Below are 26,998 nucleotides of genomic sequence, written 5' to 3'. Positions count from 1 at the left end.
ATCATGAGCGATAACAATCCGTTCGAGCCCATCGAGAGCACCCCTTTCCAATCCCATCCGCCACAAAACGTGCACGGCTGGGAACGCATTGGCTCGCTGGCCGGCGGTGTGCTGATGATGGGCAAGGGCTTGCGTCGTGGCGGGGTGATCGGCCTGGCTCAACTGGCGATCGGTGGCCTGGCGCTGGCGCGAGGGATCACCGGGCATTGCTCGGCCAAGAGCCTGCTGGAGAAGAATCGCCAGAATCTGCACAGCGCCCGCACCCGTATCGAGGAGGCCGGTGAAGAACTGAGTCGTTTGAAGGCCAATGCCGAGGCGGCGACTGGCACGGCTACGGTGACGGGGAATGATTCGCTGGTTTCGCCGAAGGCTGGGCTCTGATTTTTGCAGCGCTGCTGATGGCCTCATCGCGAGCAAGCTCGCTCCCACAGGTTTTGTGAACGCCGAAAATCCAATGTGGGAGCGAGCTTGCTCGCGAAAGCGGTGTCACTGAAGTAACCGGCTATCCAGCACAGTAGAGGCCCCACCCAGAACGCTCTCACTGAGCTGCACAAACTCCTGGGTATCGACCGTTTCCAAGCGCATCGCCCCCTGCAACACATCATCCAGCGAACGCTTGTTGCGGGTTTTCAGGCGAATCTCGCGGTCCAGTTCCTGCAACAGCAACACCGCCTTGGCCACCGCCGCCGGGCCGATCTGCTCGCCGCGCAAGGTGGTGACACCCTTGCTCTCGCGGGCGAGCCGGTCGTTCAAGGTCTGGTAGCGCTCATCACTCAGGCCGCTGGCGCGGCGTAGCAGTTCAATAGCGTAGTACTCGGTCAGCCCCTCACTGATCCAGTCGCTACGATCCTGATCATTGACCCGCGCCAGCGCCTGCACCAGCTCCCGCAACAACGGGCTGCTGCCCCGCTCGCTGACCAGCGGCGGACGACTGTGCAGGTAAATCGAGTCATGGCCGGCCTGGGCACCACGCCACAGCGGATCGCCGGCGCCGACGATCAGCAACTTGGCCGGATGACGCGGCACCAACGCCTGTACCTGCGGCCAGACGAACGTCAGCAGTGTCAGCACATCCATCCGGCGCATGCCCTGGCCCTGGGGCGAGGCCACCGTCACTTCGGTTTCGCCCAGGCGTGTGCGGCGGCTGCCCAGTTTGCCGGCGAGCATCCAGCCGGTGGGGCGGTCGAACAAGCGCGAGGGATTGTCGATGCGAAAACGTTGTTTGCCGATACGCGGCCAGGGGGTCTCGATGCTTTTCCAGCCGTCGGGCAATTCCACCTCAAGACGGGCCACCAGTTCGACGCCATCCTGCTGGTCGAGCTTGGCCGCCGGCACCAGATCGTCGCCGCGCAGCAACGCCCACGTCGGGGTCATGCGGGTTTCGAAGGTGGCGTTCTTGCGGGCATGGCTGATGCGCACACGGTAGCTCAGGCTAGCCTTGTCGGCGGCCGGACGCCAGACGCCACGCGCCTCCTTGCCGGGGGTGAGCTGCCATTGGCCGTCGGCCTTGAAATCGCTGTAGCGGCTGCCGTCGCCGAGGTCGAAATCCAGGCTGCGCACCGCCGCCCCCCGGGCCAGGGTCAGGCGCACCTCGGCCTGATCGCTCTGTGGCAACAGGTGCACGTGATAATCCAGGTCGACTTTCTGCGCCGCCCACAGCGGCCCGCACACCGCCAGCAGCCCGGCTGCCAGCATCCGTTTCAATCCTGCAGCCATGGGTTCTCCCTGGTGGTGCGCCGCCCGGTGGTTCAGCCGGCGCGGAAAATCAGATGATCTTCCCAATCGTCTTCCGGCACGCTGCCTTCGGCCAGCATGCGCCCGGACTGGGAAATGCGTTCGTGGTGCACGGCCTCTCGATCACCGCAGACCAGGTGGTGCCACAACGGCAAGTCCTTGCCTTCGCTGACCAGCCGATAACCGCAGGTGGGCGGCAGCCATTTGAACTCATCGGCCTTGCCCGGCGTGAGCTGGATGCAATCGGGCACGAACTCACGGCGATTAGGGTAGTCGGTGCACTGGCAGGTTTTCAGGTCCAGCAGTTTGCAGGCGATGCGTGTGTAGTAGACGCTGTTGTCGTCTTCGTCTTCGAGCTTTTGCAGGCAGCACAGGCCACAGCCGTCGCACAGCGATTCCCACTCCTGTGTATCGAGCTGATCGAGGGTTTTGCGTATCCAGAACGGTTCGACTTTGGCGGCCATGGCTCAAGCATCAACATCAGGTGGTGAAAGGCCGACAGTCTAGTGCCGGGACCTCCTCAGGCCAAGCATTGGCGACTGTCGGTAGGCAGGGGCTTGTCAGGCCGGGCAGCGGGACGTAGCTTGCTGCATTGTCTTTCCAAAACTCGAGCCAGGTGAGCCCATGAGCGCCAATTCCCGCATTGCCGATTACGCGATCCACCCTCAGTTCATCGAACGCTGGTCGCCCCGCGCGTTTACCGGTGAAAGCATTACCGAAGAAACCTTGCTGAGCTTCTTCGAAGCCGCTCGCTGGGCCCCTTCGGCCTACAACTCACAACCCTGGCGCTTCCTGTACGCACGGCGCGACACGCCGAATTGGCAGCGTTTCCTGGGTTTGCTCAACGAGTTCAACCGCGGCTGGGCCCAACACGCCTCGGCGTTGGTGATCGTCGTCTCGAAAACCACTTTCGCGGTGCCCGGTGCCACCGAGGAAACCCCGGCGCAGACCCACACCTTCGACACCGGCGCGGCCTGGGGCCACCTGGCGTTGCAAGCCAGCCTCAGCGGCTGGCACACCCATGGCATGGCCGGTTTCGACCAGGAACTGACCCGCAAGGAACTGAAGATCCCGGAAGGCTACGCCCTGCACGCCGCCGTGGCGATTGGCAAGCTGGGGGACAAATCGACCCTGGCCGAATACCTCCAGGCCCGCGAAGTCCCAAGCCCGCGCCGGCCATTGAGCGAACTGGTGGCAGAAGGCGACTTCACCCTGTAACCCTATTTTGTGACCGCTGAAGATCCACTGTGGGAGCGAGCTTGCTCGCGATAGCGTCAGGTCAGCCACTTTGATGTCGGCTGACACTCCGCCATCGCGAGCAAGCTCGCTCCCACATTTTGATCTGTGGCGAACACATTTTTTGTGACCACTGAAAACCCACTGTGGGAGCGAGCTTGCTCGCGATAGCGTCAGGTCAGCCACTTTGATGTCGGCAGACACTCCACCATCGCGAGCAAGCTCGCTCCCACATTTTGATCTGTGGCTAACACATTTTTTGTGACCACTGAAAACTCATTGTGGGAGCGAGCTTGCTCGCGATAGCGTCAGGTCAGCCACTTTGATGTCGGCAGACACTCCACCATCGCGAGCAAGCTCGCTCCCACATTTTGATCTGTGGCTAATACATTGTTTGTGACCACTGAAAACTCATTGTGGGAGCGAGCTTGCTCGCGATGGCGTCAAGTCAGCCACTTTGATGTTGACTGACACTCCACCATCGCGAGCAAGCTCGCTCCTACATTTTGATCTGTGGCGAACTCATTTTTTGTGAGCACTGAAAATGAGCTTCAGTAACCCCGGCTGAAATCCACTTCCCCGCGCAGCGCTTCGCCCGCCTGGTAGGCCCGCAGGTTTTCCAGGAACAATTGCACCATCATCGGTGGCGAGGTCGGTGCCGAGCTGTGGCCGGTCAGCAGCAGCCCCCAGGCAGTCCAGAACGGATGGCGCTGTGGCAATGGCTCCTGGCGGCAAACGTCGATCACCGCACCGGCCAGGTGCCCGTCCTTCAGGGCTTGCACCAGGTCCGCATCCACCACCGCCACGCCGCGGCCGACGTTGATGAACAACCCGCTCGGCTTGAATTGCTTGAACAGCGCCGCGTCGTAGATGTCATGGGTATCCGGCGTATTGGGCAGCAAATTGATCACGTAATCCATGTCGCCCACCAGACGAGGCAAGTCCTTCAACGCCCCGACTTCGATAAACGGTGCCAACGTCCTGGCTTCGCTGGCGATGCCATACAACTGCACACCGAACGGCACCAGGAACTGCGCCACACGCTGGCCGATGTCTCCCGTCCCGACGATCAACACCTTGCGCCCAGCCAGGCCTTGCCCCTGGCGGTTGTCCCACTTGCGCTCGACCTGGCTGACCAACCGGGCCAGCACCTCGCGCTCATGGCCGAGCATGTAGGTGAGCACGTACTCGGCCATCACCTGGCCAAAAATGCCCACCGCACGGGTCAGGCGGTAATCGCGGCTCAAGCCATCGGCCAGCAACGGCGTGATGCCCGCCCAGGTCGATTGCAGCCAACGGGGCTGGTGGCCTTGACGCAACAGGGTGGCCAGCAGATCAGGCTGGCCGAGCCAGACCGGGCAATCGGCGGCCAGTCGCGACAGCTCGGCAGAATCGCCACTGGTCAGGACTTCAATATCGGGTGCAGCCTGACGCAGAAGCTGGGCATACACCGCGTGATCGTGTTCGGCAATCAGAACGCGCATGAATCAAACCTTTCAAAAACAGTGCAGACGAGCGCCGGCAGAGTGTCGCTCCATCCCTGCGATCGTCGTCAATAAACCATTCCAGTGTTGCAAAAGGCACCCAGGACAGGTGCCCCCACTACCGTCAGACCGGGTCGTTGCGGCGCAGCAACTCTTCGGGCAAATGCTCGATGTACTCGTCTTCGGCCGGCGGCATCTGCAAGTGATAGCCCTGGGTGTCGAGATTTTCCAGCACCTTGTTGATATCTTCCCGGGACAGTTCCCGCTCGGGGCTCAGCACCAGGTCGAAGGCATGGATCGCCTTGCCAAAGGCGGCCATCAGGGGCTCGGGCACACGCTTCAAGGCATCGCTCTTGAGCACATACAGGTACATCTCGTTTTTCTTCGAGCTGCGGTAGATGGAGCAGATACGTTTCAAGGCTGTTCTCCGGCAGTGGCCAGGCTGTCGAGCAGCGCCTGGCCCATCAATTCGCGGCGCCAGCCACGCAACGAATCGGGCAATTGGTAAGGGCCCTCGGGAAAGCCGCTCTTGATCAGCGCTTCGAGGGTTTTCTTGCGCAGCATCAGCTCCGGGGCAATCTCCAGGCGCTCGGCTTCAGCCTGCCCCAACGCCCGCAGACGCTTGACCAAGGCGGAAGCCTCGATGGGCAACGGCTCGGCCACGGCCGGCGGCCATTGCTCGGGAGGAATGCTGGCGGCGCGCTGGATCAAGTCCAGCAGAAACTGGCCGTCCTGGCGCACGGTACGCGGGTGCATGTCTTCGATCTTCGCCAGTGCGCCGAGGTTATCCGGCTGGGTGCGGGCCAGGGGCCACAGCGAATGCTCGCGAATGATGCGGTTACGCGGCAGGTCACGGGCCCGCGCCTCGCGCTCGCGCCAGGCGCACAACTCGCGCAGCACGGCTAATTGAGCCCGGGACAGCTTCCAGGCCAGCTTGGCCTCGCGGTAGACCTCGTACGGGTCGACTTCGCGACGCAGGTTGGCCACCAGTTCGGCGCCATCCTCCAGGACCCAGCGGTATTTTTCGTCGGAAAGCTTCGGGCGCAGTTGTACGAAAACCTCTGCCAGATGCACGGCATCCTCTGCCGCGTAGCTGATCTGTGTCTCGGACAGGGGCCGTTGCAACCAATCGGAACGGGTCTCGCCCTTGGGCAACTCGATGCCCAGCACTTCCTGCACCAGCCGCGAATAGCCCATGGAGAAACCCAGGTTCAGGTAGGCGGCGGCCAGTTGAGTATCGAACAGCGGCGCGGGCAGGCTGCCAGTGAGGCGCAGCAGCACTTCAAGGTCTTCGCTACAGGCGTGCAGCACCTTGAGCACCGCCGGGTTTTCCAGCAGGGCGGCCAGGGGCTGCCAATTGTCGATGGTCAAGGGGTCGATCAGGTAGGCACGCTTGCCGTCGCCGATCTGCAGCAAACCGGCAATGGGATAAAAGGTGTCGACCCGCATGAATTCGGTGTCGAGGGCGACGAATGGCAACTGCTGCCACTCGGCGCAAAACTGACCGAGGCTATCGTTGTCGCGAATCCAGTGAATATCGATGGCCACACGGCTCTCCCTTGAAGAATGGCGCGCAGTATATATCGCCGCTGGCGATTGCGAGCATCCATAGAGCAGCCGCCTGAGAGAAATCGCCTGCGAAAAAGCAAGAATAGTCCTACATCAAGACTTAACCGGTCTTACGCAACACATAAACCCGCGTCAGGGCAAAACCGGGCAGGAAATCCTGATACCAAAGCACGCTGAAACCGGCCTGGCGGAACTCGGCTTCCACATCAGCCTTGTCAGCCAGGGTCCGTTGCGGGGCCTGGCCGATCTTGAGGCGTCCTTCGATTTGCACCGAAACGATCACCGTGTCGCGACTGACCCGATGAAACTCGCGCAACAGCGCCAGGCGATGCTCGCTGGCACTGACGTGGCGAAACAGTTGCAGACAGAGAATACAATCCACCGCGTTGGCCGACAGCCCGAGGGTGAACGCCGAACTCGGAAAGGTCTTGACCCGCTGGAGCAACGCGCCGCCATGGTGGGTGAGCGCATGTTCGAGCATGTCCGGCGACGGGTCCGCCGCCAGGATCACTCGGTTGGCATGCTCGGCCAGTACTGGCCAGAACCGCCCCGCCCCACAGGCCACATCCAGCACCAGCCCCGGCTCGCCTGCCACCTTCAGGGCATTGCGCACCATGTGCTCGTCGCGCCAGAACGCCAGGCGCAAACGCCGAGGCGCCGGCTGGCAGCACACTTGCGCGTGTTCCCGGTCGTGTTGCCTGGCGAACTCAAGCTCGACGGTGGAAGGGGGCTGCCCGGACATACAAACGGCTCTTGGGGAATGAATGGGGACAGGTTAAACAACCCGACGTGAAAAAAAGGTGGAGGCGATCATTCCCGGGCGAGTACGCCGTCGATGACCGCACCGCGGCAGTTGGCGAACAGGTCCAGGTCCCGGTTGTAGACCTGGCTGTTGACTTCCAGCAGCCCGAGCATCGAGTGGAACAGGTTGTCCTGGCTCAAGGGCTTTTCCCGGCTCAGTTGCAGGCAATGGGTGTCGACCGAAAAAGACTTCTGGTAGCTGTCGGAAAACCAGGCCAGCATCGCCACGTGTTTCTGTTGCTCCGGGGCAAGCATGTAGGGCGTGCCATGGAGAAACAGGTTGTATTCGCCCAGGGACTCGCCATGGTCCGACAGGTACAGCATGGCCGTGTCGACCTTGTCCTGGTTGGCCCGCAGCAGGTCGATCAGGGTCGACAGCACGTGATCGGTGTACACCAGCGTGTTGTCGTAGCCATTGACGATGCTCTCGCGGCTGCAATTGTTCAGCGCGTTGCTTTCGCACACCGGGGTGAAATGCTCGTACTCCTTGGGATAGCGCTTGAAGTACTCCGGCCCGTGACTGCCCATCTGGTGCAGCACCAGGACCGTGTCCTTGTCGAGCGAGTCGATGAAGTGCTGCAGGCCCTGGAGCAGGATCTCGTCGCGGCACTCACTGTTGGCGCACAGGGCCGGGTCCTTGAGATTGCTGACATCCTGCAGCGTGACCCGATCGCAGGTGCCCTTGCAGCCGGACTGGTTGTCTCGCCAGATCACCTCCAGCCCGGCGCGCTTGAGCACGTCCAGCAAGCCCTCTTCATTCCTGGCCTTGCTGGCGTCGTAGTTCTTGCGTCCCATGTTGGAAAACATGCAGGGCACCGACACGGCGGTTTCGGTGCCGCAGGAATGCACGTCGGTGAAGGCGATCAGGCCAGCCTCTTTGTCCAGTGTCGGCGTGGTGTCGCGGTTGTAACCGAGGATGCCGAAGTTCTCGGCCCGGGCACTTTCGCCCACCACCAGGACAGTCAGGGATTTGCGACCGTGGGTTTCCCAGGCCGGGTTGCGGCTCGCGTCTTCGCCCACGGTGATGAACGGCTGCTTGGCCGACGCGACCTGCTCACGCAAGTACCCAAATGAAGCACCGATGTAGTTGCTCGGCACGACCATCAACCGCAATTCGTGGTGGTTACGAAACAATGAAGACAGGCCTTGGTAGTTGGCCAGGGCGACCAGGCCGATCACGGCGGCCGAGGCCACGCCGACCAGCAACTTACTTAATAATTCTTTGGGCCAACTACGGTAGTTGATTGGGGTTTTTAACAACAACCAGCATGGCAAGACACCCAATAAGCCGATATAGACAAACAACTTCAGCGACAACAGGTCACGGACTTCCGTGGCATTGGTTTCAGCGAAGTTGCGCAACATGCCGGCGTCGATCAGTACACCGTATTGGGCCATGAAATAGGCCACGCCAGCGCTGATCAGGAATAGCAGCATCAGTACGGGCTTGAGCAGCGGACGGAAGGCCACGAGCGTCAACACCAGGTTGAACGCGCAGAAAATCATCAGGCCAAACGCCGCGCACATCAGCAGGCCCCGAGCGTCAGCCGTGGTGATCGCCAGCAAGTGTTGCCAGAGCACGATGTTGAAGCCCACTAACAAAAAGGCACTGGCGGCCAGCGTCACCCACTCGGGGCGCACGGCTTTAATAGTCAGCATGATGGTTGACGGTTTCCTGAAGTTGCTCTTTGAAAAAGAAGTGCCGCAGTAAACATGAAAAAATCGTTTCCTACGGCAACACAAACTTTAGGTAGCCCACCATCAATTTTTCGTGAAAAAGTTGCTATTAAATAATTATTTAAGGATCCCGCCATGCACCTGTTTCAGGCCTGATGCAGATACCAGCGCCAATCCTGCTCGCCGACTTCCCCCATGAACTGACGGTACTCGGCGCGCTTGACCGTGAGATAAACACCCAGAAACGCCTCGCCAAACGCCTGCCGCGCCCAGGCCGAAGCCTCGAGCGCACGCAGGGTGGTGAGCCAGTCGGTGGGCAGCGGTTCGATCACCTGGGCATAGCCGTTGCCTTCCACAGGTTTCCCGGGATCGCACTGTTCACGTATGCCGTGATGAATGCCGCCCAATATCGCCGCCGCAGCCAGGTAAGGGTTGGCATCGGCGCCGCAGATACGATGCTCGATGTGCCGCGAGAATGCCGGGCCACCCGGCACCCTCAGGCTCACGGTGCGGTTGTCCACGCCCCAGGTCGCCGCCAGCGGCGCGTAGCTGTTGCTTTGGAATCGCCGGTAGGAGTTGGCGTTCGGGCAAAACATCAGCAGCGAATCGAGCAGGGTGTCGAGCATCCCGCCCACTGCATGGCGCAGCAGCGGCGTGCCGTCGCCGGCTTCACTGGCAAACAGGTTGTGGCCATCACGGTCCGCCAGACTGACATGCATGTGCATGCCGGAGCCCGCCAAGTGATCGAATGGCTTGGCCATGAAACACGCCTGCATGCCGTGCTTGTGGGCCACGCCCTTGACCAGTCGTTTGTAGCGCACCGCTTCATCCATGGCTTGCAAGGCATCGCTGCGATGTTCGAGGGTGATCTCCACTTGCCCGGGTGCGTATTCGGAAATGGCGGTCCGGGCCGGGATGCCTTGCAGTTTGCATGCGGCGTACAGGTCGGCCAGGAACGGCTCGATCTGCTCCAGTTCGCGCAAACCATAGACCTGGGTGGCACGCGGTCGTCCACCGTCGGCGTCCCGCGCTGGCTGCGGCCGGCCTTGGTCGTCGCGTTGCGCATCCAGCAGATAGAACTCCAGTTCCGCCGCCATCACCGGGTAATAACCGTCGGCCTGCAAGGCCTCGATCACCTGGCTGAGCAAATAACGCGGATCGGCGATGGTCGCCGGTCCACCTTCCTGGGGATGCATGCTGACCTGCACCGCGGCCGTGGGAATCAACCGCCACGGCATGCGTTGCAAGCTGCCACTGATGGGATAGGCGCGGCAATCGATGTCACCGACGTCCCACACCAGCCCGGAGTTTTCCACATCGTCGCCATTGATGGTCAGCCCGAGAATCGTACTGGGCAGTGGCCGGCCACTTTCGTAGACCGCCAGCAACTCGTCCCGATGCAACAACTTGCCCCGAGGCACACCGTTGTTATCGAGAATGAACAACTCGAACAGCTCGATATCGGGGTTCTGCGCGAGGAACGCCAGGGCGTCTTGCACGGGTGCAAAAGAAATTTTCGCAAGGCTCATGAGAAGGCTCGTATTTCCATGTCGGACGGGCGACAAAGCGCCGTCAATGCGTGCTCGTCGTTGTGCGAGCACGATGAGTGATCAACAGGAAATACAAGTATCTGGAGGGCGCGCATGCCGGCAATGCCAGAGCGCCCAAAAGGCCAGCTCGGAAGGCAACGCACAAAGGGCTGGGGCCATGGCAGGCGTGAACCGGCCGACCGGATCGACTGCGGCGTATGAAGGGTATAGGAATGCCAGGGGCGAACCGTCCATGAGCGCATCACAGGAAACACATCGGGCAAGCGTCCCACGGCCCCCTGGACGGTTAAACCTGGATTTGCTGGAGCTTGGATCGGCGCAAACTAAACATAGGCAAACGAATCGGTCGTTGATCGACACGTCGTGTTCCCTACATTATCTGTCCCGTTCCCGACCATGAAAGCGCCTGCCCGGCATTCTCTTGGCACCATCGTTCCGTTAGGATCGTCAGCCTGGTTTGCGCAAGATCCGCGCAAGGAGCACAGCGAGAGACAGAACGGATGCTGAACAGTAACTCCCTCAGAAAGCTCGACATGCAGGACCTCATGGTGTTTAGCGCCGTGTACGAGCAAAGCAGTGTCACCGGCGTGTCCGAGGCATTGTGCGTCAGCCAGTCAACCGTCAGTTATTGCCTCAAGAAACTGCGAACCTGTTTCGAAGACGAACTGTTTATCAACACCCGCACTGGCATGCGCCCCACCTACAAAGCCGAGGGCATGTACGATCATGTGCGCGGCATTTTGCAAAGCATCAACCTGTGCCATGCCGGCAGGCCAACCTTTGATCCGACCCGACAAGCCGTTACCTTCAATATCTGCGCACCGGAATATTTCGAACACCTGATCCTGCCGCAACTGCTGCAAGGCTTCGATTACGCCAATCTGCCGGTGGTGGTGAACGTGCACAAGCTCGAAGCCGACATTCCCGCCGAAGAGCTACGGGACGGCAGCCTGGACCTGGTGATCTGCTTCGGCCCGAACTTCCACAGCAACCATACCGATTTCAAATCCCGGCAGCTGTTGCAGGAAGACCTGGTCTGCGTCGTGGATAAACGGGCGACGCCGCTTGAGACGCAACTGAGCCTTCAATCGTTCGTACAGCGCCGACACGTGTTTCCGACACCCTGGACGTCAGCGACCAACATGGTGGATGGCTGGCTGTCGCAGCAGGCGCATCATCGGCAAATCGCCGCTCGCGCCAACAGCTACAGTGCCGCACTGAAGATGATCACCGGCACCGACTTCATCCTGACCCTGCCCCGCCGCATCCAGAAACTGCTGGCCAACGAGGCGATTTTCAATCACCACGAAGCGCCCAGGGGGCTGCCAGGGTTTACCTTGAACATGCAGTGGAGCCTGGCCCTCGATCAGGACAGTGCCAACGCCTGGCTACGCGAACAGATCATCAAGGCCTGCGCCCCACGCGACACCTGATCGTCATTGACCGATCAAGGCCTTGGCATACGGCTCCCGATCGATGTCGAGAATCTCCACGCACAGTTGCACGCTGACCTCGGCCGGCCATGGCCCCAGGTCCTGGATCACCGCCAGCAGGCTATCGGCCAATTGTTTCTTGATTTCCGGCGAGCGTCCGCTGAGCAAGGCCAGCTTCACGTGCACGAAACCCCGCTCGCCTATTCCTGTGCCCACTCGAAAAGTCTCGAGCTTCACGGCCCGGCTCTTGATGTCATGCTCGGCGGAAAATTGACCGGAGGCCACCAGTGCATTGTTCAGTCGCAGCAGTGCGACCTCGGCCTTCAGCTCCGGCAGGTTGGCGGTGTACTCCATGTGCAGGTGAGGCATGTGTTCGACTCCGATTCGAAAATATGACGAGGGGGTTTCAGCCGTCATAACCTTACCTCGACTTTATTCGTTCAGGCAGGTTTTGTTTCGCCCCAGGCCGGTGTCAGGTCTCTGCCAGGGGCACGCGTTCGCCCATGAAGGCCTCCAGCCGCGATCGCAACCAGCGTTCGGCCGGGTCACTGTCGACATGGCTCAGCCAGACCATGGACAAATCCAGGGTCGGGGTCTTGAAGGGAAAGGGCTCGTTGAACAGTTGCCCCGAGGCGGCCATGGCGGCGGCGGTATAGTCCGGCAGGCTGGCGATCAAGTCGGTGCCGGCCAGCAACGCCGGCAATGCGCTGTATTGCGGCACCGACAGCACGACCTGGCGTGTGCGCCCGATCTCGGCCAGCCATTCATCAGCGAACCCGGCGACGTTGGCGGTATGGGACACCAGCACATGAGGTCGCGAACAGTACTCGTCCAGGGTCAGCGGTGTGTCCGATGCATCGGCACGCAACACGCGGGGTTGAATGTGTCGCAACAGTTTGCGCTTGGCGTTGGCCGGCAGGCCGCGCGTCTGGCTGATGCCCACGGTGATGTCGCCTGACGCCAGCAAATCGGGGATGCGCCAGTAATCGACATGCTGGACCACGAACACGATTTGCGGCGCCTCTTGCCGCAGGCTGCTCAACAGCGGCGGCAACAGGCCGAACTCGACGTCGTCCGACAGGCCGATACGAAACGTCATGGTGCTGTTGGCGGGATCGAAATCGTGGGTCAGGCTCAAAGCCACCGACAGCGAATCGAGCGCCGGCGAGAGATGCTGGATGATCTCCTCGGCCCGGGCCGTCGGCTCCATGCGGTGGCCGACGCGAATGAACAGCGGGTCGTTGAACATCTTGCGCAAGCGATTGAGGGCCGAGCTGATGGTGGGCTGGCCCAGGAACAATTTTTCCGCCACCCGCGTCACGTTGCGTTCAAGCATCAACGTTTCGAAAACCACCATCAGGTTGATGTCGGCCTTGCGCAATTCGTTGCGGTTCATCCCCTGCCCCCGATTCCTTGACTGGATGCAGTGTAGAAACGCCGGGGGCTGCACGTCTATGCGCAAAAAGGCGAAGCGCCTGTGCAATACCGCCAAAGAATTTGGAAGAGGCACTGCTTTTGTGGCGAGGGAGCTTGCTCTCGCTCGGTTGCGCAGCAACCGCAAAATCTTGGGGCCGATTCGCCCGAGGCGTCGGACCGTCCAGCGAACGGTTATCGATGCGTCCAGAAGTTATGCAGGATGAAGGTGAACACGGGGATGATCAGCGCCACGGCCGCGATGCCCGCCAGGTAATCCAGGCCGACACGTTGGGCTACCCAGGCCACCAGCATCGCCAGCCCGAACCCGCCGATCGATACCACGACGAAATGGCCAAGGGTGCGACCATGCAAGCGGCTGTTTCCGGCCCTAGGCGTCGAACCGTATTAAGCAGGACCAGGCAGGGCAACGCAAGGATCAAGTCAGAACTCAATCCGACCACATATTCACAAAATGACTTTCAAACTAGAAACGGTCAAATTCCCGACCAGGGCCCATGCCCAGCAATATCTGATAACCAATGGAAACGAATTTCCCATAGCCAAAACCAACCACTTGGCTAGGCTTGCAGCCACATGTTCAACACATGTCTTGAGTAAATGAATCGCAGGGAGCGAACCGATGTATTTTGAAATCTATCGACAGACCCGAGGCACCCCGAGCACCGGGAAAGGCCAATGGCGCTGGCGCTTGAGAGCCGGCAACCACGAAACGATCGCCAGTGGCGAAGCCTATGTGAACAAGAGTGACTGCCTTCACGCCGTCAGGTTGATCAAGAACGTCCATGACGAGACGCCCGTGAAAGAGATCTGAACAGCGCCAGGCGGTGTCTGTAGGAGCTGACGGGGCCTGCCATCTTTTGATCTTGATCTTTCGCCTGAGACTCAAGTGTCAGGGGAAAGATCGCAGCCTCGTTGCACTCGACAGCGCCTACACCGGTTCTGCTTTTTTGCTGTGACGATGGTTTCCAGGCAGGTAGGGTATGCAGACAAAAGCAGGAGGCCGGTGCAATGACTCGATCCATCCATAACCGCGACTGGCTGGTGCGGGCGCCCGAATCGAGGAAAATGGAACGCATCGAGGCTTATTTCCGTGGGCACGGCTACACCACCCATCGCCATGACACCTACGCCATCGGCATCACGCTTTCCGGCGTCCAGAGCTTCAACTATCGCCACAGCAAGCGCCACAGCCAGCCCGGCGGCACCATCGTCCTGCACCCGGACGAAGTGCACGATGGCGAAGCGGGGACCGGCGATGGCTTTCGCTACCGGATGTTCTACATAGCACCGTCGGTGATCCAGCAGGTGTTGGGGGGCAAGCCGCTGCCTTTTATCGAAGGTGGATTGTCCAGCGATCCGCGCCTCAACATCGCGACCCGTCGATTGTTGAACAGCCTGGATCATCCCCTCGACCCGCTGGAGGAAGAGGACGCCATCTACGATGTGGCCCAGGCCCTCGACATTGCGGCGGGCAGCAGGCGTGGACGGCGGCTGATCGACTACCCGGCGGCAGAGCGTGCCCGTCTATTCATCCACGATGCCCTCGACCAGGTGATCACCCTGGACGATCTGGTGCAGGCAAGCGGCAGGGACCGATGGAGTCTGTCCCGGGATTTCCGGGCGCTGTACGGCACCAGCCCCTATCGCTACATCACCCAGCGCCGCTTGAGCGAAGCCCGACGCCTGGCCTTCCACGGTACGCCATTGAGCGAAGTGGCCCTGGCCTGTGGCTTTTTCGATCAGAGCCACATGACCCGGTTGCATACCCAGGCCTTCGGTATTTCACCGGCACGCTGGCTGAACATGCTGCGCTAAGACAGCGACTTCGCAGCGCAAAAAGCTGCACGATCATCCAATACGCACGTTGGCTCGAACAATAAAGTAGGACGCACCACCCCACCAAGGAGATGCCTCGATGACCCGATACGCCCCCATCAACTTCGCCCAGAAATACACCCTGTTCCAGGAACAGTGGACGCCGAAAGTCGTGGCCGAAATGAACGACTACCAATTCAAGATCGCCCGGCTCGAAGGCGACTTCATCTGGCACGCCCACGCCGATACGGATGAAACCTTCATCGTGCTGGAGGGCGAGCTGCGTATCGATTTTCGCGACGGCGCGGTGACGATTGGTCCTGGCGAGATGTACGTGGTTAAAAAAGGTGTGGAGCATAAGCCCAGTGCCGCCCAGGAAGTGAAACTGCTGTTGATCGAGCCTCGCGGCGTGATCAATACCGGCGAAGAAACCAATGAGCGAACGGCGGTCAACGATGTCTGGATCTGACTGAGCCAGGCTCAATCGTATTCAGCTTCCTGATGATCGCCCAACACACCTGCATCGATCGGCCAACACAGGTCGGCGATCTGCCCGGCATTCAACACACCGGGCATCAGGACAAAGCCCTGCTGATGCAGGGCTTCGAGGAGGTCGTCAGTCGACACGACACCACCGGCTTCAGGTGCGGAAGCGGCCGGTCAGTTCCGCCAGGTTTCTCGACAGGCTCGAAAGCTGCTGACTGGCCTGCATGCTCTGGGCGGAATTGGATGCCGCTTCGTTGGACAAGTCGCGGATGTCGGAGATGTTGCGGGCAATCTCTTCGGTGACACTGCTCTGCTCTTCACACGCGTTGGCGATCTGCGCGGCCATGTCGTTGATCCGCTGGATAGAGCCACTGGTACCGCTGAGCACCTGATCGACGCCCGCGGCGCGCTCGACGCTGTCCCGGGCCTTGCTGCTGCCGACCTGCATGGCTTGCACGGCCTTGGCGACACCGCTTTGCAAGCGCTCGATGCGCACCTGAATGTCTTTGGTCGAGTCCTGGGTGCGTGCCGCCAGGGCCCTGACTTCGTCGGCCACGACCGCGAAACCACGGCCTTGCTCACCCGCCCGTGCCGCCTCGATGGCCGCGTTCAGCGCGAGCAGGTTGGTCTGTTCGGCAATGCCCCGAATCACTTCGAGCACCGCACCGATGCTGGAGGTTTCCTGGGCCAGTGCCTCGATCGTGCCCGAAGCGCTCTCCACTTCCTGGGCCAACTGGCGGATCGATTCGATGGTGTTATTGACGACCTCAGTGCCGTCGCGAGACTGGCTACTGGCTTGCTGCGCGGCGTCCGACGCGTTTACGGCGTTATGGGCCACCTCATGCACAGCCGCACTCATCTGGGTCGCGGCGGTACTGACCTGGTCGAGGGCCGCATGTTCGCTGCTGATCAACCGATCGTTGGTCGCCGCCATCGTGGCCATGGCGCGCGCCGCGGCATCGACCTCGCCGGTCACCCGGCCCACTTCGGCAATCAGCGGTTGTAGTTTATCGAGGAAGCGGTTGAACGCACTGCCAAGCTGCCCCAATTCATCAGCCGAACGCACTTCGAGACGGCCTTTCAGATCGCCACCGCCCTCGGCGATCTGTTCGACCCGATGCAACAGGCGACGCATGGGGCGCAGCACGACCATTGGCAAGACAACAATCAGCAGAATGCACCCCAGCAGGCCGACCAGCAGAATACCGCCCTGCTGCATCCCAACCGCCTGGCCATGGTCAATCGCCGCTTGCCCCTCGCGCAGCGACGCTTCGTCTTCCAGCTCGCCCAGCTTGTCGATGGCATCACGCATGGTGTCGAACTTACTTTCGCCGTCACCAAAACTCAGCGCGCTGGCCGCCTGCGGATTGCTCACGGCCTGCTCGACGACCTGCCGCGAAACCTGCGACCACTGTGCAAAGCGATCATTGAACTGACTGACCAGCGCCAATGCGTCGGCACTGGGCTGCATCGCGGCATATTTCTGCACACGGTCATAAGCCTGCTTCATATTGTCCCGATGACTGGCACGCAGCGCCTCGGCATGACTGCCGGCATTGCCCCCAAGCAGGCTTCGCTCGGCCACAAAGGCCTGGTAGAGATCACGGTCAGCGTTGAGCAACAGGCTGATGGCCGGCAGATAGCGCTTGGTCAACTGCGTGCTCGATTCAGTCACCTGGCCGATGCCGCGCATGCCCGACCACCCCATCAGCACCAACAACAGCGCCAGGAACGCAATGGGCAGAGTGATTTTCCAGCGAAAGCCCAGATCGGCAAAAAACCGCGGCATGAGGTGTCACTCCTTTCATGGGAATTAACTTACCTATCGGCAGCCATGCCTTGAGCTATAGACCATTAGTCCAATTGTTACAAAGCCTTGGGCTGTGATCATGCAGGTTGCGGAGGGGGTTGGACGGGACAAAAGGGGGACTGGAGGCAAGCGCATAGAGGGATTTTTCTGACATCGCCCGCACCACATTTAAATTCAATTGCTACCCGTGATGCGAACGTTACCTTCCTCATGATATTGGGGGTAATGAGTAATCAATCCCCAACTTTCCACGCTGTGTTTGCGGCCAAACGCATTCATCGGCGAATCGGGCGTGACGAAGACGGTGAGTGTGTTGTCGGCAGGACCATTGAATGGCTGTACACGCGCATAGATTTGCATCGTTCTTTGCTTGCCGAGCCCCTTGGGCAGTCGGCCATTGACGACCGTATTGGGTAACGGGCCGGTGCCATAGAACCCCGTTCCAGCCTGCACCCGCTGATGCAGGTTGATGACATATTTGGGATACAGGACGACACAGCGTCGAACGTTATCCCACTCCACCGGAAGATGATCAGGCAAGGTTGTCAGTGACTGAATCGCCAACCGCAAATCACTGTAGGCCTCTGTCCGCTGCGTTTGCGCAAGTCCCCGCTGAACGCCTACGGCATTAAGGAACAGCGCTTCGGCCTGGGCACAGGCATCGAGGTTAGGCTTGAGCAAGCGACGCGTCTTGGCGAGGGCGCTGGTCATTGTGATATGGACCATCCGCAACGACTCGAAAAACACCTCCTCGGAGGCAAAACGCGAACTGACACCACTGGTCGGAGCCGGCTCACCTTCCGGATCGAGGCCGGTCAACAACCTGTCCATCAGTTGCTGGTCCGTCAGGGAGGGATGATGCCGGGCCAGGACATGACCGCTCTCGCCCTGTCGGGCCCGCACGTTGGCACGCACGCGCAGCGCCCTGACCTCTCGACTGACAAGGGCCTCCTGCAAGCTGAGAGCAGCAGGAACCACGTTCATGTTCATGACGTTAAGCCCGTTCATGGGCGGCGGAGGCGGAAACGGAACACCATTGAGCCCCGCATTCTGCGGGGGTACGACGGCATTTTGCTGAACACCCGGGGCTTGCTGCTGGATATTTGGATGGCCATCACCTTGGACCACTTGAGCCCGTACGGGCGCTGCGCCACCGGCATTTTCTGGAGGGATCATGTTATTGCCCGTCGTCAGCCAGTTATAGAACTGTTGCACGTAGGCCAAAACTCCATAAATCATCGCCAAGCCTCCAGGAAAATCCTTTTAGACCGTCGAAAACACCTTGCCGGGCGGTTGTCCGTTAACGGAGGGCGTTGCCGATGAAACTGCCCGCCTTGCCTCCGGTGGCCATGGGCAAGCCAAGCAGATGACTGGCCTGAACGCAAATTGCAGCAGGGAATTTTCCGACATTTCCCGCCCACATAATTCAGGGAATATTCTTACGCATCATCTGATTAAGGATCAAACGACACAAAACCTGTGGGAGCAAAGCTTGCTCGCGATGGCGACAGACCAGTCAATTGTCGACTGGCTCACCCCAATCGCGAGCAAGCTTTGCTCCCACGGGTTTGGGGCTTAACTGACTGGCATTAGACTCTCACAGGGCACATTTAGTCAGGGGCGAACCTCACTCACGATGCTGAAGCCCTCCGGTTTGCCTGGGTCGATTACAAGCGGATCAGCAGAGAAATGGGGACAGACCACGATCTGATGATGAGTGAACTCAAAACTGCTGTCCCCAGTCCCTCTTCAGCATCCTGCCTAATGGACCATCCCCTAAGGCTGGGACAGCGTCATAGCGAGTCCTTTGCCCCCAAACCAAACGAAAAAGCCCCTGAAATGTTCAACCATTTCAGGGGCTTAGTCGTATTCAATAATGGCGGAGAGATAGGGATTTGAACCCTAGGTACTGTCGCCAGTACAACGGATTTCGAATCCGTCCCGTTCGGCCACTCCGGCATCTCTCCAGTGGCGCGCATCATACCAGCACATTCGCCGGAAGCGAACCCCCGAGCGAAATTTTTTCCGTGCTATCAGATGCTTGCGTCGATTACAGCGGTACACCCAGGCGCTGGGCGACTTCTTCGTAGGCTTCGATGACGTCACCGAGGCCCTGGCGGAAGCGGTCCTTGTCCATCTTCTTCTTGGTGTCCTTGTCCCACAGACGGCAGCCGTCCGGGCTGAACTCGTCGCCCAAGACGATGGAACCGTCGCTGAACACGCCGAACTCAAGCTTGAAGTCCACCAGCAGCAGGCCGGCGTCGTCGAACAGCTTGGTCAGCACTTCATTGACCTTGAGGGACAATTCCTTCATGCGGGCCAGTTGCTCGGTGGTGCCCCAACCGAATGCCACGACGTGGGATTCGTTGATGAACGGGTCGCCCTTGGCGTCGTCCTTCAGGAACAGCTCGAAGGTGTAAGGGTTGAGCTTCATGCCCTCTTCCACGCCCAGGCGCTTGACCAGGCTGCCGGCGGCGTAGTTACGCACGACGCATTCGACCGGGATCATGTCCAGCTTCTTGACCAGGCATTCGTTGTCGCCCAGCAGCTTGTCGAACTGGGTCGGCACGCCGGCGGCTTCGAGTTTTTGCATGATGAAGGCGTTGAACTTGTTGTTCACCATGCCCTTGCGGTCCAGCTGTTCGATGCGCTTGCCGTCGAACGCCGAGGTGTCGTTGCGAAACAGCAGGATCAAGCGGTCAGCGTCGTCGGTCTTGTAAACCGACTTGGCTTTGCCGCGGTAGAGTTCTTCACGTTTTTCCATGATGGGCTCCGCTTGCTAAGTAGTGGGCTAGGCGATATGTCGCCAGTCGAGCCCTGAATCTTGATCGGCCAGTTGCAGCCAGTCCGGGTCGCACCCGAGGGTGTCGACGAAACATTGCCGGGCCAGCTGCGGCAGGTTGTTCTTGCTGCTCAGATGGGCCAGGACCAGGTGTTGCAGGCCTTGCCAGCCCAACTCGGCCACCAGGAACGCAGCCTGGTGGTTGTTCAAATGTCCGTGTTCCCCGCCGACCCGCTGCTTGAGGAAGTAGGGGTAGTACCCACGGGCCAGCATGTCACGGCAGTGGTTGGACTCGATCATCAACGCATCGAGGTCCCGGTAACTGTCCATCACCCTGTTGCAGTACGACCCCAGGTCGGTCAACAACCCGAAACGTCGTTCGCCATCGCTGAACACATATTGCGTCGGTTCCCGGGCATCGTGCGCCACACTGACCACGCTGATGTCCAGGCTACCGATACGCAGTTGCTCGCCACCGACCACGAAGCCGGCTGGCTCGATGGGTTTGCGCAGGCCTGCCAGTGTCCCACGACTCAGGTACACCGGCAGATTGTAGCGCCGAGACAGCAAACCCACGCCATGCACGTGGTCGGCATGTTCGTGGGTCACGAGTATCGCGCTCAGTTGCGCCGGGTGCACACCCAGGCGCAACAGGCGTTTCTCGGTTTCCCGCAGGGAGAAACCACAATCGACCAACACGTACGTACCAGCGCTGGCGACCAGCGTGCCGTTGCCCTGGCTACCGCTGCCGAGAACGGCGAAACGCATCGGATCAGCCCAGGTTATCCTGAATCACGCTCAATACCTTGCGGGCCACATCGGCCGGCGCCACGGTGTTGATGTTCTTCTCGACAGTGACCTGGACGCTTTCGCCGACCTTGCTCAGGCGAACCTGGTAACGCTCGGCGCGGGCTTCGATCTCTTCCTTGTCCGGCTTGCTGCCGAACAGGCCGCTGAAGAAGCCGGGCTTGTCGTCTTTCTTCTCGGCCTTCTCGGCGAGGTTGATGTAGTACAGGCCCAGGCTGCGGTTGATGTCCTCAACGCGCCACTCACCCTGTTCCAGCGCACGACCAACGCTCGACCAGGCACGGTCCAGGTCGGAGCCGACGTTGAGCACCGGGTTGCCGCTGCCGTCTTCGCTCAGGCTGACGCGGCTCGGCGCATCGAATTCCTTGGACGCCAGCATCGAGACCGAACCGCCCTGCTCCGCGGTACGACTCATGCTGGCAAGCATGTCGTCCACCAGGGCAGCGTCGAGGCCGGTATTGACCGAACGGTTGGTGAAGGCCACGTCGGCGGTGCTGCCGGCAGGACGCTCGGCGCTGACCACGTAGATTTCACTGGTGTTGCGCTGCACGCCCGGCTCGATACGCACCCGCACGCGGGTTTCGCTGTCGGCCGCGACACCGGCGGCGCTCAGGCGCTTGGCCATGGCGGCGGACAGTTCATCGGAGCGCTGCCAGGTGGTGGTGAACTCGCCGGTTTGCGGGCGCTGTTCGTCCAGGCGGAAACCGTTGTCCTGGAAGAACTGGATCGCCACCGGCCAGACTTCGGCTGGCGGATGCTGGCCCATGACCCAGCTGGAATCGCCACTCTTCTGCAGGGTGTAGTCGCTGGCGTCGGCCACGGCCGACAGCGGCTGCGGACGTGGAACGATGTACTCGCCCTTGACGCTGTCGTCCGCGACGTTGCGCGGAATCGGCAGCAGCGGATCCAGGCGCTTGGCGATGTTGACGTCTTGCGGCAGTTGCATCGGTGCAGTCTGTTGCGCTTGCAGGTAATCGCTACCACGGTCGCGGAAGTAACCTTCCGGCCCCCAGATCCATCCGCAGCCGCTGGTGCTGGAGATAATCAAGGCAAGTGCGGAAAGTCCGGCCATTCGCTTCATGCGTTGTACTTCCTCAATTAAACCAGGACGCCGGACTGGCGCAGGGCCTGCCGCAGCGGTTCGTGACAGGGGGTGCTCAGCCAGGTCAGTGGCAAGCGGATGCCTTCGTGCATCAGGCCCATTTCGACCAAGGCCCACTTCACCGGAATCGGGTTGGCCTCGATGAACAGGTCCTTGTGCAACGGCATCAGTTTTTCGTTGATGGCCCGTGCGGTCTCGGCGTCGCCCTTGAGCGCGGCCTCGCACAGGTCGGCCATTTCGCGCGGGGCAACGTTGGCGGTGACGGAGATGTTGCCCTTGCCACCCAGCAGGATCAGCTCGACCGCTGTCGGATCATCCCCGGACAGCACGATGAAGTCCTTGCTCACGCCATCGAGGATGGCCTTGGCGCGCTTCATGTCGCCGGTGGCTTCCTTGATGCCGATGATGTTCGGCACGGTGGACAGGCGGATCACGGTCTCGGCCTGCATGTCGCAGGAGGTGCGGCCAGGAACGTTATAGAGAATCTGCGGGATGTCGACGGCTTCGGCGATGTGCTTGAAGTGCTGGTACAGGCCTTCCTGGGTCGGCTTGTTGTAGTACGGGACGACCAGCAGGCAGGCGTCGGCACCGGCTTCCTTGGCGTTGCGGGTCAGCTCGACGGCTTCGCGAGTCGAGTTGGCGCCAGTACCGGCGATGACGGGGATGCGACCGTTGACCTGCTTGACCACGGCACGGATGACTTCGATGTGCTCATTGACGTCGAGGGTTGCCGACTCGCCGGTGGTACCGACGGCGACAATGGCATGGGTGCCGTTCTCAAGGTGGAAGTCCACGAGTTTGCTGAGGCTGGCCCAGTCAAGATGCCCTTGTGCATCCATGGGTGTGACCAGTGCCACCATACTGCCCGCAATCATGAAACCGCTCCTGCCGGAAAAAGAGAGCGGTAATGGTACTGGCGCCAAGATGCTTGTACAAGCGAACTACCATTCCCCTGGGCGATGGTTTTCGCTACCCTTCAGGCTTTGATCGGTACCGACAAGCTCATACGCCGGTTTCCAGCCTCCGTTTTCGACGCCACAAGCCCCGATCCCGGGTTTGTCCTGGTGCATTCCCGCTGTCGCGGAATGCAGCGCAACCCTGGACACAAGGCTTGAGCCGTTCGCTTTCCCGGGCCGGACGCTGTGTCGAGCGGCAAAGGTACCGACCGCTCATCGCTTTAGGAATGCTGCATGTCCACCCCCACAGTCCGCGAACAATTCCTTGTTATCAGTGCCCTTGGCGCCAACCCCATGGAGCTGACTAACGTCCTGTGCCGCGCCAGCCATGAAAATCGCTGCGCCGTCGTGACCTCACGCCTGACCCGTCATGGCGAATGCAGTGCACTCGTGCTCGAGATCTCCGGCAGCTGGGACGCTCTGGCGCGCCTGGAAGGCAGCCTGCCGGTGCTGGCCAAGAAGCATGCCTTTACCGTCAACGTCGTGCGCAGCGCCGCCCTGGAGAACCGTCCCCAGGCCCTGCCCTATGTGGCCTACGTGAGCTCGGCCTACCGTCCGGACATCATCAACGAGCTGTGCCAGTTCTTCATGGACCACCACGTCGAGCTGGAGAACCTGACCTGCGACACCTATCAGGCCCCACAGACCGGCGGCACCATGCTCAACGCCACGTTCACCGTGACCCTGCCCGCCGGCACCCAGATCAGTTGGCTGCGCGATCAGTTCCTGGACTTCGCCGATGCGATGAACCTGGATGCCCTGATCGAACCGTGGCGCCCACAAAACCCAATGTAAGGAAGCGTTCATGGCCGTTGCCGTCGACCAGCCGGTTACCGATTTCCAGGCGCCCGCCACCAGCGGGCAGACCATCAGCCTCGCCGCCCTCAAGGGCAAGCAGGTGGTGATCTATTTCTACCCCAAGGACAGCACTCCCGGTTGCACCACCGAAGGCCAGGGCTTTCGCGATCAGTACGCGCAATTCCAGGCTGCCAACACCGAAGTGTTCGGCGTCTCCCGGGACAGCCTCAAGTCCCACGAGAACTTCAAGTGCAAGCAAGAGTTCCCGTTCGAACTGATCAGCGACAAGGACGAGGCGGTCTGCCAGCTGTTCGACGTGATCAAGCTGAAAAAGCTCTACGGCAAGGAATACCTGGGCGTTGACCGCAGCACCTTCCTGATCGACAAGAACGGCGTGCTGCGCCAGGAATGGCGTGGCGTGAAGGTGCCGGGGCATGTGGATGCGGTGTTGGCGGCGGCCCAGGCGCTCAACAAGGGCTGAAACTTTCGCTGCCTTTACTGGCGCTATCGCGAGCAAGCTCGCTCCCACACGGGATTAGTGGTGTTACTCAATCCAGTGTGGGAGCGAGCTTGCTCGCGATGAGGCCATCCGCCTCACCCCATCAGTCAAAGCTACAACAACGGCGCTACAACCGGCTCCTTGCTCGGCCACGCATCCAGCACCGCCTTGAACAGCGTCGCCAGGGGAATCGCAAAGAACACCCCCCAGAATCCCCACAGCCCGCCAAACAGCAGCACCGCACAGATGATCGCCACCGGATGCAGGTTCACCGCCTCGGAGAACAGCAGCGGGACCAGCACGTTGCCGTCCAGGGTCTGGATGATCCCGTAGACCGCCATCAGGTAAATGAACTGATCGCTCCAGCCCCACTGGAACAGCGCAATCAAGGCCACCGGCACGGTCACCACCACGGTGCCGACGTAAGGCACCACCACTGAAATGCCCACCAGCAGCGCCAGCAGGGCGGCGTAATTGAGCCCCATGGTCACGAAACCGATATAGGTCACGCCGCCGCAGATGAAAATCTCGATGACTTTTCCGCGAATGTAATTGGCGATCTGCCGATTCATCTCCTGGGCCACTCGGGTGATCAGCGCCCGCTCGCGAGGCAGGTAGCCCCGCACCCAACGCCCGATCATTTCCCGGTCCTTGAGGAAGAAGAACACCAGGATCGGTACCAGCACCAGGTAGATCATGATGTTGACCAGAAGCGGCAGGCTGGACAGCGAGAACGTCAGCGCCCATTGGCCGAACTTGCCAATCTCGCCGCGCACCACTTCGATGGTCTGCAACACCTGCTCATCGGACACCAGGTGCGGATAACGCTCGGGCAGCAGCAATAGCAGGGATTGCCACTTGGCGAGCATCCCCGGTAACTCGTTGAACAAGGTCACCAACTGGTGCCAGAGCAACGGTACGATCACCACGATAAACACCACCAGCACGCCCATGAACAAGGCAAATACCAGCCCGACTGCCGCAGTGCCGGGCAGCCGCAAACGCTCCAGCGTCGTGACCAGCCCCTGCATGAGATACGCCAGCACCATTCCCGCCAGCACCGGCGCCAGCATGCCGCCCAGGGTCAGCACGGCGGTAAACGCCAGGAACAGCAGCACTGCCAGAACCACCGCCTCTTCATCGGAGAAGTAGCGCTGAATCCAATCGCGTAACACTTTGAACATTAAAAATCCTTAAGAGACGCTATCGGTTTTTTTCAGGCCTTTTTCAGCCAGTAACGGTAGACGCCGTTTTCGTCTTCTTCACGCAGCAGCGTATGACCGGCCAATCGGGCGAAGGTGCGAAAGTCACGTTGCGAGCCCGCATCCGTGGCGATCACCTTGAGCACACTGCCGCTGGCCAGGCGATTGAGTTCCAGCTTGGCCTTGAGCAACGGCAACGGACAATTCAGGCCGCTGGCGTCCAGTTCGGCATCGTGGGCTACAGCATCAGTCATGGGTTCGCTCCGCGGCAGGTCGTTGAGCGGCCTAGAATATCTGGTCCCAGGCCCGGTGTCCGGCTACAGTAGGGTCTTTGTCAACTAAGGCTTCGTGCATGACATTTCTGCGCCCCACCCTGCTGACGCTCGCTTGCCTGCTTGCCTCACCGGGCTTCGCCGACGACTTGCCGTCACTTGGCGATGCCAGTTCTGCCATCGTCTCGCCAGAACAGGAGCACCAACTGGGCCGCGCCTGGCTGGCCCTGCTGCGCAGCCAGGTTTCACAGCTCAACGATCCACAGCTCAAGGACTACGTCGAAACCAGCGTCTACAAGCTGGTGGAAACCAGCCAGGTCAACGACCGGCGCCTGGAATTCATCTTGATCAACAGCCCGCAGCTCAACGCCTTCGCCGCACCGGGCGGAATCGTCGGGGTCAACGGCGGCCTGTTCCTCAACGCACAGACCGAAGGCGAATACGCTTCGGTCATGGCCCACGAACTGGCGCACTTGTCACAACGCCACTTCGCCCGCGGCGTCGAAGCCCAGCAACGCATGCAGGTGCCGATGATGGCGGCGCTGCTGGCTGGCATCGTGATTGCCGCCGCCGGTGGTGGTGACGCCGGGATCGCGGCCATCGCCGGAACCCAGGCCGCCGCCATCCAGGAACAACGGCGCTTCTCGCGCCAGAACGAACAGGAAGCCGACCGCATTGGCATCCAGAACCTGGAGAAGGCCGGGTACGACCCGCGGTCCATGCCAACCATGTTCGAGCGCCTGATGCGCCAGTACCGGTTCGACGCCAGGCCGCCGGAATTCCTGCTGACTCACCCGGTGACCGAATCGCGGATCGCCGACACCCGCAACCGCGCCGAACAGGCCAAGCCGGGCGGCATCGAAGACAGTGTGCGCTATCAACTGATTCGCGCTCGGGTCCAACTGACCTACGAAGAAACCCCGGGCCTGGGCGCCAAGCGCTTCCGGGCACAGCTGGATGAGAACCCGAAGAACGACGTGGCCCGCTATGGCCTGGCGATCGCGCAGATCAAGGGCGGCCAGTTGAATGACGCACGGGAGAATCTCAAGCCGCTGCTGGCCAAATCGCCCAACGAGATCATCTACAACCTCGCCCAGGTGGACCTGGACATCACCAGCAACAAACTGGCCGACGCTCAATCCCGCGTCGACCGGATGCTGAGCCAGTACCCAGGCAACTATCCGCTGAACCAGGTACGCGTCGACCTGCTGCTCAAGCAGAACCGCCCCGCCGATGCCGAGAAAGCCCTGGAAACCCTGCTCAAGTCGCGCCCGGACGATCCGGACATCTGGTACATGGTGGCCGAGACCCGCGGGCTGTCAGGCAACATCATTGGCCTGCATCAGGCCCGTGCCGAGTACTTCGCCCTGGTGGGCGACTACCGTCAGGCCATTCAGCAACTGGACTTCGCCAAACGGCGCGCCGGCACCAATTTCCCCCTGTCGTCGCGCATCGATGCCCGCCAGCGAGAACTCATGGAGCAGGAACGCATGGTCAAGGACATGATGGGCTGAGCATTCGCCAGGCATAAAAAAACCGCCTCTTTCG

29 protein-coding genes, 1 tRNA gene and 1 pseudogene are annotated in these 26,998 nt (G+C 60.7%); 9 read left to right on the top strand and 22 right to left on the bottom strand.

Annotation, left to right across the window (positions count from 1 at the left end; all coding sequences use genetic code 11):
* The first annotated feature begins 3 nt into the window (after positions 1-3).
* Entirely contained in the window at positions 4-381 is a 378-nt protein-coding gene (locus tag J4E63_RS04865) for a DUF2892 domain-containing protein (protein ID WP_207281253.1), read from the top strand.
* A gap of 105 nt (positions 382-486) precedes the next feature.
* On the opposite strand, the gene J4E63_RS04860 is transcribed toward J4E63_RS04865, so the two are convergent.
* The gene (locus J4E63_RS04860; protein WP_207281252.1) at positions 487-1,716 is read right to left on the bottom strand and encodes a hypothetical protein; all 1,230 of its coding nucleotides are present in this window, start codon (positions 1,714-1,716) and stop codon (positions 487-489) included.
* A gap of 32 nt (positions 1,717-1,748) precedes the next feature.
* Positions 1,749-2,198: a YcgN family cysteine cluster protein gene (locus tag J4E63_RS04855; RefSeq protein WP_060738739.1), complete on the bottom strand. Its 450-nt coding sequence runs from the start codon at positions 2,196-2,198 to the stop codon at positions 1,749-1,751.
* Positions 2,199-2,358: 160 nt separating this feature from the next.
* Here J4E63_RS04855 and J4E63_RS04850 point away from each other — a divergent pair, with 160 nt between their 5' ends.
* Positions 2,359-2,952 carry a nitroreductase family protein gene (locus J4E63_RS04850; RefSeq protein ID WP_103310569.1) on the top strand — a complete coding sequence of 198 codons (594 nt, stop codon included), beginning with the start codon at positions 2,359-2,361 and terminating at the stop codon, positions 2,950-2,952.
* Positions 2,953-3,521: 569 nt separating this feature from the next.
* Here J4E63_RS04850 and J4E63_RS04845 read toward each other — a convergent pair.
* The 6 genes from J4E63_RS04845 to J4E63_RS04820 all read right to left on the bottom strand — a co-directional run bounded on the left by J4E63_RS04845 (position 3,522) and on the right by J4E63_RS04820 (position 10,015).
* Positions 3,522-4,454 carry a D-2-hydroxyacid dehydrogenase gene (locus J4E63_RS04845; protein WP_192263402.1) on the bottom strand — a complete coding sequence of 311 codons (933 nt, stop codon included), beginning with the start codon at positions 4,452-4,454 and terminating at the stop codon, positions 3,522-3,524.
* A 124-nt stretch (positions 4,455-4,578) separates the two neighbouring features.
* Positions 4,579-4,872: a YcgL domain-containing protein gene (locus J4E63_RS04840; protein WP_053120094.1), complete on the bottom strand. Its 294-nt coding sequence runs from the start codon at positions 4,870-4,872 to the stop codon at positions 4,579-4,581.
* Positions 4,869-6,002, bottom strand: a complete 1,134-nt coding sequence (gene rnd / locus J4E63_RS04835; RefSeq protein ID WP_060738742.1) for a ribonuclease D — start codon at positions 6,000-6,002, stop codon at positions 4,869-4,871. The genes J4E63_RS04840 and rnd overlap by 4 nt, the downstream gene beginning before the upstream one ends.
* A gap of 121 nt (positions 6,003-6,123) precedes the next feature.
* On the bottom strand, positions 6,124-6,765 hold the full coding sequence (locus tag J4E63_RS04830; RefSeq protein ID WP_207281251.1) for a class I SAM-dependent methyltransferase: 642 nt from the start codon (positions 6,763-6,765) through the stop codon (positions 6,124-6,126).
* Between the two features lie 68 nt (positions 6,766-6,833).
* Positions 6,834-8,483, bottom strand: coding sequence for a phosphoethanolamine transferase (locus tag J4E63_RS04825; protein WP_207281250.1), 1,650 nt, complete (start codon positions 8,481-8,483; stop codon positions 6,834-6,836).
* Positions 8,484-8,647: 164 nt separating this feature from the next.
* Positions 8,648-10,015: a glutamine synthetase family protein gene (locus J4E63_RS04820; protein WP_207282448.1), complete on the bottom strand. Its 1,368-nt coding sequence runs from the start codon at positions 10,013-10,015 to the stop codon at positions 8,648-8,650.
* A 536-nt stretch (positions 10,016-10,551) separates the two neighbouring features.
* Between J4E63_RS04820 and J4E63_RS04815 the strand changes: the two genes are divergently transcribed.
* On the top strand, positions 10,552-11,484 hold the full coding sequence (locus J4E63_RS04815) for a LysR family transcriptional regulator (RefSeq protein WP_207281249.1): 933 nt from the start codon (positions 10,552-10,554) through the stop codon (positions 11,482-11,484).
* A 3-nt stretch (positions 11,485-11,487) separates the two neighbouring features.
* Here J4E63_RS04815 and J4E63_RS04810 read toward each other — a convergent pair whose 3' ends face one another.
* The 3 genes from J4E63_RS04810 to J4E63_RS04800 form a co-directional block, all read right to left on the bottom strand.
* Positions 11,488-11,853, bottom strand: coding sequence for a 5-carboxymethyl-2-hydroxymuconate Delta-isomerase (locus J4E63_RS04810; protein ID WP_060738747.1), 366 nt, complete (start codon positions 11,851-11,853; stop codon positions 11,488-11,490).
* 103 nt (positions 11,854-11,956) lie between these two features.
* On the bottom strand, positions 11,957-12,880 hold the full coding sequence (locus J4E63_RS04805) for a LysR family transcriptional regulator (protein WP_207281248.1): 924 nt from the start codon (positions 12,878-12,880) through the stop codon (positions 11,957-11,959).
* A 212-nt stretch (positions 12,881-13,092) separates the two neighbouring features.
* Positions 13,093-13,272: a GtrA family protein gene (locus J4E63_RS04800; RefSeq protein ID WP_259333573.1), complete on the bottom strand. Its 180-nt coding sequence runs from the start codon at positions 13,270-13,272 to the stop codon at positions 13,093-13,095.
* A 268-nt stretch (positions 13,273-13,540) separates the two neighbouring features.
* Between J4E63_RS04800 and J4E63_RS04795 the strand changes: the two genes are divergently transcribed.
* The 3 genes from J4E63_RS04795 to J4E63_RS04785 all read left to right on the top strand — a co-directional run bounded on the left by J4E63_RS04795 (position 13,541) and on the right by J4E63_RS04785 (position 15,205).
* Positions 13,541-13,732 carry a DUF1508 domain-containing protein gene (locus J4E63_RS04795; RefSeq protein WP_092204443.1) on the top strand — a complete coding sequence of 64 codons (192 nt, stop codon included), beginning with the start codon at positions 13,541-13,543 and terminating at the stop codon, positions 13,730-13,732.
* Between the two features lie 197 nt (positions 13,733-13,929).
* Positions 13,930-14,736 carry an AraC family transcriptional regulator gene (locus J4E63_RS04790; protein WP_207281247.1) on the top strand — a complete coding sequence of 269 codons (807 nt, stop codon included), beginning with the start codon at positions 13,930-13,932 and terminating at the stop codon, positions 14,734-14,736.
* A gap of 100 nt (positions 14,737-14,836) precedes the next feature.
* The gene (locus J4E63_RS04785; RefSeq protein WP_060738754.1) at positions 14,837-15,205 is read left to right on the top strand and encodes a cupin domain-containing protein; all 369 of its coding nucleotides are present in this window, start codon (positions 14,837-14,839) and stop codon (positions 15,203-15,205) included.
* A gap of 11 nt (positions 15,206-15,216) precedes the next feature.
* On the opposite strand, the gene J4E63_RS30710 is transcribed toward J4E63_RS04785, so the two are convergent.
* The 9 genes and pseudogenes from J4E63_RS30710 to dapA all read right to left on the bottom strand — a co-directional run bounded on the left by J4E63_RS30710 (position 15,217) and on the right by dapA (position 22,598).
* Positions 15,217-15,363 (bottom strand): hypothetical protein, encoded by a 147-nt coding sequence (locus J4E63_RS30710; RefSeq protein WP_219738703.1) that lies wholly within the window; start codon positions 15,361-15,363, stop codon positions 15,217-15,219.
* 13 nt (positions 15,364-15,376) lie between these two features.
* Positions 15,377-16,156 carry a methyl-accepting chemotaxis protein gene (locus J4E63_RS31165; protein ID WP_404943328.1) on the bottom strand — a complete coding sequence of 260 codons (780 nt, stop codon included), beginning with the start codon at positions 16,154-16,156 and terminating at the stop codon, positions 15,377-15,379.
* 78 nt (positions 16,157-16,234) lie between these two features.
* Positions 16,235-17,011: pseudogene (locus tag J4E63_RS31160) on the bottom strand (MCP four helix bundle domain-containing protein); the annotation flags it as partial.
* A gap of 195 nt (positions 17,012-17,206) precedes the next feature.
* On the bottom strand, positions 17,207-18,271 hold the full coding sequence (locus J4E63_RS04770; protein ID WP_207281245.1) for a hypothetical protein: 1,065 nt from the start codon (positions 18,269-18,271) through the stop codon (positions 17,207-17,209).
* Positions 18,272-18,909: 638 nt separating this feature from the next.
* Positions 18,910-18,999, bottom strand: a tRNA-Ser gene (locus J4E63_RS04765).
* A gap of 83 nt (positions 19,000-19,082) precedes the next feature.
* Positions 19,083-19,796, bottom strand: a complete 714-nt coding sequence (purC, locus tag J4E63_RS04760; protein WP_057449754.1) for a phosphoribosylaminoimidazolesuccinocarboxamide synthase — start codon at positions 19,794-19,796, stop codon at positions 19,083-19,085.
* Positions 19,797-19,823: 27 nt separating this feature from the next.
* A complete protein-coding gene (locus tag J4E63_RS04755; protein WP_103309781.1) occupies positions 19,824-20,582 on the bottom strand; it encodes an MBL fold metallo-hydrolase in 759 nt (252 codons plus the stop codon).
* 4 nt (positions 20,583-20,586) lie between these two features.
* Positions 20,587-21,702, bottom strand: a complete 1,116-nt coding sequence (bamC, locus tag J4E63_RS04750; protein ID WP_060738758.1) for an outer membrane protein assembly factor BamC — start codon at positions 21,700-21,702, stop codon at positions 20,587-20,589.
* A 17-nt stretch (positions 21,703-21,719) separates the two neighbouring features.
* Positions 21,720-22,598, bottom strand: a complete 879-nt coding sequence (gene dapA / locus J4E63_RS04745) for a 4-hydroxy-tetrahydrodipicolinate synthase (RefSeq protein WP_060738759.1) — start codon at positions 22,596-22,598, stop codon at positions 21,720-21,722.
* Between the two features lie 315 nt (positions 22,599-22,913).
* Between dapA and J4E63_RS04740 the strand changes: the two genes are divergently transcribed.
* Positions 22,914-23,474: a glycine cleavage system protein R gene (locus J4E63_RS04740; protein ID WP_003184325.1), complete on the top strand. Its 561-nt coding sequence runs from the start codon at positions 22,914-22,916 to the stop codon at positions 23,472-23,474.
* Positions 23,475-23,484: 10 nt separating this feature from the next.
* On the top strand, positions 23,485-23,958 hold the full coding sequence (locus tag J4E63_RS04735) for a peroxiredoxin (protein ID WP_024616115.1): 474 nt from the start codon (positions 23,485-23,487) through the stop codon (positions 23,956-23,958).
* Positions 23,959-24,089: 131 nt separating this feature from the next.
* On the opposite strand, the gene J4E63_RS04730 is transcribed toward J4E63_RS04735, so the two are convergent.
* Both J4E63_RS04730 and J4E63_RS04725 read right to left on the bottom strand, forming a co-directional pair.
* Positions 24,090-25,160 carry an AI-2E family transporter gene (locus J4E63_RS04730; protein ID WP_060738761.1) on the bottom strand — a complete coding sequence of 357 codons (1,071 nt, stop codon included), beginning with the start codon at positions 25,158-25,160 and terminating at the stop codon, positions 24,090-24,092.
* A gap of 32 nt (positions 25,161-25,192) precedes the next feature.
* Positions 25,193-25,432 carry a sulfurtransferase TusA family protein gene (locus J4E63_RS04725; protein WP_053120054.1) on the bottom strand — a complete coding sequence of 80 codons (240 nt, stop codon included), beginning with the start codon at positions 25,430-25,432 and terminating at the stop codon, positions 25,193-25,195.
* Positions 25,433-25,530: 98 nt separating this feature from the next.
* Between J4E63_RS04725 and J4E63_RS04720 the strand changes: the two genes are divergently transcribed.
* Positions 25,531-26,964, top strand: coding sequence for a M48 family metalloprotease (locus tag J4E63_RS04720; RefSeq protein WP_060738762.1), 1,434 nt, complete (start codon positions 25,531-25,533; stop codon positions 26,962-26,964).
* The last annotated feature ends 34 nt before the right edge of the window (positions 26,965-26,998 follow it).

This window comes from Pseudomonas sp. FW300-N2F2 (assembly GCF_017351655.1).
Taxonomy (GTDB): domain Bacteria; phylum Pseudomonadota; class Gammaproteobacteria; order Pseudomonadales; family Pseudomonadaceae; genus Aquipseudomonas; species Aquipseudomonas fluorescens_AA.
The sequence above is the reverse complement of the archived record's forward strand: the minus strand, read 5'-3'. Positions and strand labels throughout refer to the sequence as shown.

Bases quoted from the DNA above. Each gene is read 5' to 3' on its own strand.
- J4E63_RS04865 (WP_207281253.1), top strand. From the start codon at position 4: ATGAGCGATAACAATCCGTTCGAGCCCATCGAGAGCACCCCTTTCCAA.
- J4E63_RS04805 (WP_207281248.1), bottom strand. From the start codon at position 12,880: ATGAACCGCAACGAATTGCGCAAGGCCGACATCAACCTGATGGTGGTT.
- bamC (WP_060738758.1), bottom strand. From the start codon at position 21,702: ATGAAGCGAATGGCCGGACTTTCCGCACTTGCCTTGATTATCTCCAGC.
- J4E63_RS04845 (WP_192263402.1), bottom strand. From the start codon at position 4,454: ATGCGCGTTCTGATTGCCGAACACGATCACGCGGTGTATGCCCAGCTT.
- J4E63_RS04790 (WP_207281247.1), top strand. From the start codon at position 13,930: ATGACTCGATCCATCCATAACCGCGACTGGCTGGTGCGGGCGCCCGAA.
- J4E63_RS04730 (WP_060738761.1), bottom strand. From the start codon at position 25,160: ATGTTCAAAGTGTTACGCGATTGGATTCAGCGCTACTTCTCCGATGAA.
- J4E63_RS04725 (WP_053120054.1), bottom strand. From the start codon at position 25,432: ATGACTGATGCTGTAGCCCACGATGCCGAACTGGACGCCAGCGGCCTG.
- J4E63_RS04850 (WP_103310569.1), top strand. From the start codon at position 2,359: ATGAGCGCCAATTCCCGCATTGCCGATTACGCGATCCACCCTCAGTTC.
- J4E63_RS04785 (WP_060738754.1), top strand. From the start codon at position 14,837: ATGACCCGATACGCCCCCATCAACTTCGCCCAGAAATACACCCTGTTC.
- J4E63_RS04735 (WP_024616115.1), top strand. From the start codon at position 23,485: ATGGCCGTTGCCGTCGACCAGCCGGTTACCGATTTCCAGGCGCCCGCC.
- J4E63_RS04810 (WP_060738747.1), bottom strand. From the start codon at position 11,853: ATGCCTCACCTGCACATGGAGTACACCGCCAACCTGCCGGAGCTGAAG.
- J4E63_RS04795 (WP_092204443.1), top strand. From the start codon at position 13,541: ATGTATTTTGAAATCTATCGACAGACCCGAGGCACCCCGAGCACCGGG.
- J4E63_RS04740 (WP_003184325.1), top strand. From the start codon at position 22,914: ATGTCCACCCCCACAGTCCGCGAACAATTCCTTGTTATCAGTGCCCTT.
- J4E63_RS04770 (WP_207281245.1), bottom strand. From the start codon at position 18,271: ATGATTTATGGAGTTTTGGCCTACGTGCAACAGTTCTATAACTGGCTG.
- J4E63_RS31165 (WP_404943328.1), bottom strand. From the start codon at position 16,156: ATGGCGGCGACCAACGATCGGTTGATCAGCAGCGAACATGCGGCCCTC.
- J4E63_RS04720 (WP_060738762.1), top strand. From the start codon at position 25,531: ATGACATTTCTGCGCCCCACCCTGCTGACGCTCGCTTGCCTGCTTGCC.
- dapA (WP_060738759.1), bottom strand. From the start codon at position 22,598: ATGATTGCGGGCAGTATGGTGGCACTGGTCACACCCATGGATGCACAA.
- J4E63_RS04830 (WP_207281251.1), bottom strand. From the start codon at position 6,765: ATGTCCGGGCAGCCCCCTTCCACCGTCGAGCTTGAGTTCGCCAGGCAA.
- purC (WP_057449754.1), bottom strand. From the start codon at position 19,796: ATGGAAAAACGTGAAGAACTCTACCGCGGCAAAGCCAAGTCGGTTTAC.
- J4E63_RS04815 (WP_207281249.1), top strand. From the start codon at position 10,552: ATGCTGAACAGTAACTCCCTCAGAAAGCTCGACATGCAGGACCTCATG.
- J4E63_RS04755 (WP_103309781.1), bottom strand. From the start codon at position 20,582: ATGCGTTTCGCCGTTCTCGGCAGCGGTAGCCAGGGCAACGGCACGCTG.
- J4E63_RS04855 (WP_060738739.1), bottom strand. From the start codon at position 2,198: ATGGCCGCCAAAGTCGAACCGTTCTGGATACGCAAAACCCTCGATCAG.
- J4E63_RS04860 (WP_207281252.1), bottom strand. From the start codon at position 1,716: ATGGCTGCAGGATTGAAACGGATGCTGGCAGCCGGGCTGCTGGCGGTG.
- J4E63_RS04825 (WP_207281250.1), bottom strand. From the start codon at position 8,483: ATGCTGACTATTAAAGCCGTGCGCCCCGAGTGGGTGACGCTGGCCGCC.